This window comes from Actinosynnema sp., from assembly GCF_052038725.1.
In genome coordinates this window covers 1-7380 of record NZ_JBQGCX010000144.1, presented here as the reverse complement: position 1 = coordinate 7380, position 7380 = coordinate 1, and the positions used below count along the sequence as shown (strand labels likewise).

General features: G+C 69.1%; 7 protein-coding genes and 1 pseudogene. 6 read left to right on the top strand and 2 right to left on the bottom strand.

Annotated elements, in window-relative coordinates; translation table 11 throughout:
• Positions 1 to 467 precede the first annotated feature (467 nt).
• From ACTUAL_RS02780 to ACTUAL_RS02760, 5 genes are read left to right on the top strand one after another with little or no spacing between them, the layout of a single operon-like run.
• Positions 468 to 1742: an ABC transporter substrate-binding protein gene (locus ACTUAL_RS02780; RefSeq protein WP_440899157.1), complete on the top strand. Its 1275-nt coding sequence runs from the start codon at positions 468 to 470 to the stop codon at positions 1740 to 1742.
• Positions 1739 to 2746: a carbohydrate ABC transporter permease gene (locus ACTUAL_RS02775; protein ID WP_096492340.1), complete on the top strand. Its 1008-nt coding sequence runs from the start codon at positions 1739 to 1741 to the stop codon at positions 2744 to 2746. Before ACTUAL_RS02780 ends, ACTUAL_RS02775 begins: the two co-directional genes overlap by 4 nt.
• A 3-nt stretch (positions 2747 to 2749) precedes the next feature.
• A complete protein-coding gene (locus tag ACTUAL_RS02770) occupies positions 2750 to 3568 on the top strand; it encodes a carbohydrate ABC transporter permease (RefSeq protein ID WP_096492341.1) in 819 nt (272 codons plus the stop codon).
• Between the two features lie 2 nt (positions 3569 to 3570).
• A complete protein-coding gene (locus ACTUAL_RS02765) occupies positions 3571 to 4989 on the top strand; it encodes a GH1 family beta-glucosidase (RefSeq protein WP_440899156.1) in 1419 nt (472 codons plus the stop codon).
• Positions 4986 to 6017: a LacI family DNA-binding transcriptional regulator gene (locus ACTUAL_RS02760; protein WP_096492343.1), complete on the top strand. Its 1032-nt coding sequence runs from the start codon at positions 4986 to 4988 to the stop codon at positions 6015 to 6017. The genes ACTUAL_RS02765 and ACTUAL_RS02760 overlap by 4 nt, the downstream gene beginning before the upstream one ends.
• Positions 6018 to 6037: 20 nt before the next feature.
• On the opposite strand, the gene ACTUAL_RS02755 is transcribed toward ACTUAL_RS02760, so the two are convergent.
• Complete coding sequence (locus ACTUAL_RS02755; protein WP_440899155.1) at positions 6038 to 6298, bottom strand: Txe/YoeB family addiction module toxin; 261 nt, start codon at positions 6296 to 6298, stop codon at positions 6038 to 6040.
• On the bottom strand, positions 6295 to 6537 hold the full coding sequence (locus ACTUAL_RS02750; RefSeq protein ID WP_218182103.1) for a type II toxin-antitoxin system Phd/YefM family antitoxin: 243 nt from the start codon (positions 6535 to 6537) through the stop codon (positions 6295 to 6297). Before ACTUAL_RS02750 ends, ACTUAL_RS02755 begins: the two co-directional genes overlap by 4 nt.
• A gap of 451 nt (positions 6538 to 6988) precedes the next feature.
• Here ACTUAL_RS02750 and ACTUAL_RS02745 point away from each other — a divergent pair.
• Positions 6989 to 7380, top strand: a pseudogene (locus ACTUAL_RS02745) (xyloglucanase); the annotation flags it as partial.

Below are 7380 nucleotides of genomic sequence, written 5' to 3'. Positions count from 1 at the left end.
CCTCGCCCCCGCCCCCGCCATCACCAGTCACCCGCCCCCACCGAGCCCCACCCCCGCCCCCGTTGAGACGCACCCCTGTTACCGCTTCCAGGGGTGGTGCCGACCCGCCCGCGGGTGGAAGGTCGCTGTGGCGCATGAGGGGACCTCGTGGAAGGGGGCTGCGATGACGCGCGACGGAGCCCCTGCAAGCGTTCACCGGTTCGGCCGTCACTCGAACGCACGCCCTGCTGCGGCGCTAGTCGGATGCTCCGGTCGCACTGTCCGGTTTTCGACCCTCAGGACTACCTGGGGTGGTCGAACGGCTCACTGGAACGGGGTTTACGGAATCGGTTCAGGTGGGCAAAAGGCGCAATGCCGGTAACAGCGTGGATACAGACGCTTGACATGCCTCCGTGGCGCGAACCACACTCGCCCACAACCTGGGAGCGCTCCCAGAACAACACCGCCGATCTCATCGAGGAGTTCTCGTGCGCAACCGTCGAGCAGGCCTGGGTAGCCTCCTGGCCTGCACCGCAGTGCTCGCAGCGGTCACCACCGCCTGCGGTTCGGACAGTGGGACCAGTGCCGATGGCAAGATCGAACTGACCATCGCCACGTTCAACCAGTTCGGGTACGAGGAGCTCCTCAAGGAGTACGAGGCGGCTCACCCCAACGTCAAGGTGACCGAGCGCAAGACCGGTCAGGCCGCGGACCACCACAAGAACCTCTTCACCAAGATGGCGGCGGGCTCCGGCCTCGCCGACATCGAGGGCGTCGAGGAGGGCTACCTCAGCCAGGTCATGACCCGCGCGGGCCAGTTCAACAACCTCAAGGAGATCGGCCCGAACGTCGACGGCCGCTGGCTGGACTGGAAGACCAAGTCCGTCACCGCCAAGGGCGGCGAGCTGATCGGCTACGGCACGGACATCGGCCCGCTGGCCATGTGCTACCGCAAGGACCTCCTGGAGGCCGGTGGCATCCCCACCGACGAGGCGGGCATCGCCGCCACGTTCGCCACCTGGGACTCCTACTTCGCCGCGGGCAAGCAGTACGCGGAGAAGACCGGCAAGGCGTGGTTCGACTCGGCCGCGCAGGTCTTCAACCCGATGCACAACCAGGCCGAGGTCGGCTACTTCGACAAGGACGACAAGCTCGTCATCGACTCGAACGGCGACAAGGCCCTCTGGGGCAAGGTGACCACCGCCGTCGCCCAGGGCCAGTCCGCCAAGCTCAAGGCGTGGACCCCCGAGTGGGAGACCGGCTTCCGCGAGTCGGCCTTCGCCACCAAGACCTGCCCGGCCTGGCTGCTCGGCAACATCGAGAAGAACTCCGGCCCCGAGCACAAGGGCAAGTGGGTCGTCACCGGCTCCTTCCCCGACGGCGGCGGCAACTGGGGCGGCTCGTTCCTGACCGTGCCCAAGCAGAGCAAGCACCCGAAGGAAGCCGCTGAGCTGGCTGCCTGGCTGACCGCGCCCGAGCAGCAGATCAAGGCGTTCAAGGCCAAGAACACCTTCCCGAGCCAGCTCAAGGCGCTCGACGACCCCGCGCTGACCGAGAGCACCAACGAGTACTTCGGCCAGCAGGTCGGCAAGCTCTACGCGGAGCAGGCCAAGAAGGTCGACGTGGCCCAGTACAAGGGCCCGAAGGACGGCCAGATCCAGGACGACATCGTCGGCCCGGCGCTGCTGTCCGTCGAGCAGGGCACCAACGCGGACGAGGCGTGGAAGAAGGTCGTCGAGGACGCCCAGAAGGCGACCAAGTGACCACCGACACCTCGGTGGCGAGCGGGCGGGGCGCTGCGCCCCGCCCGCCGCGGCGTCCTGAGGGCGACGACTCGGTGGGGCTCGTCGACCCCACCCGCCGCTACCGGTTCAGCAACCTCGACGCGAAGTTCTCGCCCTACCTGTTCGTGGCGCCGTTCTTCGTGCTGTTCACGGTCGTCGGCCTCTTCCCGCTGCTGTACACCGCCTACATCTCCCTGTTCGACTGGGAGATCGGGCTGGACGGCGAGTTCGTCGGCATCCAGAACTACGTCGAGCTGCTCGGCGACCCGCAGTTCTGGAACGCGATGGTCAACACGTTCAGCATCTTCCTGATGTCGAGCGTGCCGCAGATCATCGTCGCCGTCCTGATCGCCGCGCTGCTCAACACCGCGCTGCGCGGGCGCACGTTGTGGCGCATGGGCGTGCTGCTGCCCTACGTGGCCAGCCTCGTCGCGCTCACCCTGATCTTCGGCGACCTGTTCGGCGTCCAGTACGGCATGATCAACGACTGGCTGGAGGCCATCGGCATCAGCCGGATCGACTGGCAGGCCGAGCGCTGGTGGAGCCACGTCGCCATCGCCATCATGGTCGACTGGCGCTGGACCGGCTACAACGCGCTCATCGTGCTCGCCGCCATGCAGGCCATCCCGCGCGACGTGTACGAGGCCGCGGTCGTCGACGGCGCGGGCACCTTCCGGCGCTTCTTCAGCGTCACGCTGCCGATGCTCCGCCCGACGATCATCTTCGTCGTCATCACCTCGACCATCGGCGGCTTGCAGATCTTCACCGAGCCGCTGCTGTTCGAGCCCGCGGGCGGCAACGCCAACGGCGGCGCCAGCAACCAGTTCCAGACGGTGATGCTCTACATGTACCAGGCGGGCTTCGGCAGGTACGAGCTCGGTTACGCCTCCGCGGTGGCCTGGGTGCTGTTCGTCGTCATCATCGCGATCGCCGGGATCAACTTCATGCTCACCCGCCGGATCGCCTCCAGTGGGGAGGACTAGACCGTGTCGGAGAAGCGTCCCGGTTTCGCGGTCTACGGACCGCTGATCGCGTTCATCATCGCCTCGGCCTTCCCGTTCTACTGGGCCTTCCTGGTCGGCAGCCACGACGACCAGTACTTCAAGGCCGAGCAGCCCTGGCTCCCCGGCGGCAACTTCCTCGCCAACGCCAGCCGCGTCGTCGACAACGTCGCCTTCTGGAAGGCGCTGGGCAACAGCCTCATCGTCTCCTCGACGGTGACCGTCTCGGTCGTGTTCCTGTCCAGCCTGGCCGGTTTCGCCTTCGCCAAGCTGCGCTTCAAGGGCCGGGGCCCGCTGCTGCTGTTCGTCGTCGCGACCCTCGCGGTGCCGACCCAGCTGGGCATCATCCCGCTGTACATGGCGATGGCCGAGTTCGGCTGGGCCGGTGAGCTGGGCGCGGTGATCGTGCCGAACCTGGTCACCGCCTTCGGCGTGTTCTGGATGCGCCAGTTCATCGCGGACGCCGTGCCGGACGAGCTGGTCGAAGCGGCCAGGATGGACGGTTGCAGCCTCCTCAGCACCTACTGGCACGTGTGCCTGCCCGCGGTCCGCCCGGCGGCGGCGATGCTCGGCATCTTCACGTTCATGACGTCCTGGAACGACTTCCTCTGGCCGCTGATCGCGCTGAACGCCGAGAACCCGACCATCCAGGTCGCGCTGGAGAAGCTCAAGAGCGGTTACTACATCGACAACTCGCTCGTCCTCGCCGGGACCACGATGGCCACCATCCCGGTGCTGATCGTCTTCCTCGTACTCGGGCGGCAGATCGTCGCCGGGATCATGCAGGGTGCTGTGAAGGGGTAGCTGTGGAGTCCATTTCCTTTCCCGAGGGCTTCGTGTGGGGGGCCGCGACAGCGGCGTTCCAGGTGGAGGGGGCGACCAAGGAGGACGGTCGCTCCCCCTCCATCTGGGACACCTTCTGCGCGCTGCCCGGCGCCGTCGCGGGCGATGACAACGGTGACGTGGCCGTGGACCACTACCACCGGGTCGAGCAGGACGTCGCGATGATGGCGGACCTCGGTCTCGGCGCGTACCGCTTCTCCACCGCCTGGCCGAGGATCCGGCCCGACGGCGGCGAGCCCAACCAGGCCGGGCTGGACTTCTACAGCAGGCTGGTCGACACCCTGCTGGAGCGCGGCATCGACCCGTGGGTCACGCTCTACCACTGGGACCTGCCGCAGGCCCTGGAGGACGCGGGCGGCTGGGCCAACCGGGACACCGCGCACCGGTTCGCCGACTACGCGGCCACGGTCGTGGAGGCGCTCGGCGACCGGGTGTCCAACTGGACCACGCTGAACGAGCCGTGGTGCTCGGCGTTCCTCGGCTACGCGGGCGGCATCCACGCGCCCGGCCGCCAGGAGCCCGCCGCCGCCGTCGCGGCCGTCCACCACCTGCTGCTCGGCCACGGCCTCGCCACCGCGGCGATCCGCTCGGCCAAGCCGGAGGCCAAGGTCGGCATCACGCTCAACATGTACCCGATCATCCCCGCCGACCCCTCGTCCGAGGCGGACCTGGACGCGGTGCGGCGGCTCGACGGGCTGCAGAACCGGATCTTCCTGGACCCGCTGTTCAAGGGCGAGTACCCGGCGGACATCGTCGCGGACCTCGCGCCGTACGGGTTCGCCGACCACATCAAGCCCGAGGACCTGGCGATCATCTCGGCGCCGCTGGACCAGCTCGGCGTGAACTACTACACCGAGCACTTCGTCAGCTCCGAGCCCGCCGCGCCCAGCGAGCCCAAGCCGGGCCGCCGCGCCACCGGGTCGCCGTGGGTCGGCGCCGAGCACGTCAGCTTCCCGGTCCGGGACGACGCGACGCGCACCGACATGGAGTGGGAGGTGCGACCGCGCGGGATCTACCAGCTCCTCACCCGGCTGCACGAGGAGTACCCGCGCCGGCCGATCTACATCACCGAGAACGGCGCGGCCTACCGCGACTCGGTGGCCGACGACGGCACGGTCAACGACCCGGAGCGGCTGGCGTACATCGACTCGCACCTGCGCGCGGCGCACGACGCGATCAGCGAGGGCGTCGACCTCCGCGGTTACTTCGCGTGGTCGCTGATGGACAACTTCGAGTGGGCCGAGGGTTACGCCAAGCGGTTCGGGATCGTGCATGTCGACTACGGCACGCAGGTCAGGACGCCTAAGATGAGCGCCATGTGGTACTCCGAGGTCGCCCGCGGCAACGCGCTGCCCGCACCGTCAGCGACGGCTGCGCCGTGACCGACGCCGTTGAGCCGCCCAAGGCCCGAAGGCCCCCGACCAGGCTCGAAGAGGTCGCCAGAGCCGCCGGGGTGTCCAAGTCGACCGTGTCGAGGGTGATCAACGGCGAGCCGTACGTCAGCACCAAGGCGCGCGAGGCCGTTCACCAGGCGATCGTTCAGCTGGGGTACAGCCCCAACCAGGCCGCCCGCACCCTCGCGGGCAGCAGGGCGAACTGCATCGCGCTGGTGGTGTCCGAACAGGGCAGCCGGGTGCTGGCGGACCCGTTCTTCGCGGGCGTGCTGCGAGGCGTGCACGCGGAGCTGTCGGGCAAGAGGGTCCAGCTCGTGCTCATGATGAGCAAGGAGGGCGACGAGCAGGACCTGGTGAACTACCTGTGCGGCGGCCACGTCGACGGCGTGCTGGTGATCAGCCTGCACGGCCAGGACCCGCTGCCCCGCGTGCTCGCCGACGCGGGCCTGCCCACCGTCGTCGGTGGCAGGCCCCTCGGCGCGGGCGGGGTGCCGTACGTGGACTCGGACAACTTCAACGGGGCCATGGAGGCGGCCAAGCACCTGGTCTCGCTGGGGCGCACGAGGATCGCGACCATAGCGGGCCCGAAGGACATGGCCGTGGGCATGGACCGCTTGAGCGGGTTCAAGCGGGCGCTGAGCCAGGCCGGGCTGCGCGACGACCTGGTCGCGTTCGGCGACTTCACCCCGACCAGCGGCGCCGCCGCGATGGACGAGCTGCTGACCCGCGAGCCCGCGCTGGACGCGGTGTTCGTGGGGGCCGACATCATGGCGATGGGCGCGCTGCAGGCGCTGCACGCGCACGGCAAGCGGGTGCCGCAGGACGTGGCCGTGGTGGGCTTCGACGACCTGGTGCTGGCGTCGACGGCGGTCCCGCCGCTGACGACGGTCAGGCAGGACGTGGAGCAGCTGGGCCGCACGATGACGTGGCGCCTGATGGCGGAGCTGACGGGCGAGGAGAACCTCCCGCCGTTCCTGCTCCTGCCGACCTCGCTGGTGCACCGGGCCAGCGCGTAGGACTTCCGGACCGCCTGCCGCTACCTCGAGTAGTGGTAGCGGCAGGCGGCGATCCGGATCTCGTCCTCGGTGATCTTGTAGACCAGGCGGTGCTCGTCGGTGATCCGGCGCGACCAGTAGCCCTGGAAGCCGTGCTCGAGCGGCTCGGGCTTGCCGATGCCCTCGTTGCCGTTGCGTCGGATGTCCTTGATCAGCTCGTTGACGCGCTTGAGCACCTTGCGGTCCTCGGTCTGCCACCAGAGGTAGTCGGCCCAGGCGTATTCGTCCCAGACGAGCTTCACTCGACCAGCTCGTGGTGCTCGCCGCCGCCGGATTCCAAGCGCTCGATCGAGTTGAACAGGCGCCGCGCGTTCTCCGTGCTGCGGAACAGGTAGAGGGACTCCTTCATGGACTGGTAGTCGTCGAGCGCGACGATCACCACCGAGTCCCGCCCCGAACGGGTGATCACGACCTCTTCACGGTCGTTGATCACGGAGTCGAGCGTCTCGGCGTAGTTGGCGCGTGATTCGGAATAGCTCATGATCTTCACCTGCGACACCTTTCGACGTACAAGATATTGTACGTAACCCTTTGTGGGGCGACAAGGGTGAGCGAGTCACTTGCAATTCACCCGATCCGCGCACCGGACAGCTCTTTACACCGCACTTCGGCGGTCGTTACGTTTTTCTTCCACCCGCTCTGGGAGCGCTCCCCGAAACGGTGGTCGGGTTGGTCGTCCCCCGACCGCCCGGAGCCAGGCGCGGGAGGAGGCGTCCCTTTCGCCCACCGCCTCCTCCCGACCCCGGCCCGGTTCGCGCTCGACCCGCACGGCCCGCCCGCTCCCCGCTCGACCGTCCGACCCGCTCGGCCCACCGGGCCCTGCTCCACCGGTCAGGCCTCGCTCGGCCCGCGCTCCACCCGCTCCGCGCTCCACCCCGCCCCACCGCTCGCCCCGCCCGGCACACGCCCGAACCGCGCAAAGGAGCGCCGTGATGGCACCGCGCCAGCCCGAGCCCACCCCGCCCATCACCGTACGGGCGCGGCGCGGGAGCCGATCACCGGCCCTCCTGGCCGCCCTCGTCACGGCCGCCGCCACGCTCGTCGCCGTCGCCGCCACCAGCCCCGCCCCCGTCGCGCAGGCCGCCCCCGCGAGCCAGCCGCACACCTGGGAGAACGTCGAGATCCAGGGCGGCGGCTTCGTGCCCGGCATCGTCTTCAGCCCCGCCGAGCGCGACCTGGTCTACGCCCGCACCGACAGCGGCGGCGCCTACCGCTGGAACCAGGCCACCGGCCGCTGGGTCCCGCTGCTCGACGCGATCGGCTGGGACCGCTGGGGCCACAACGGCGTCATCTCCATCGCCCCCGACCCCAAGAACGCCGCCAA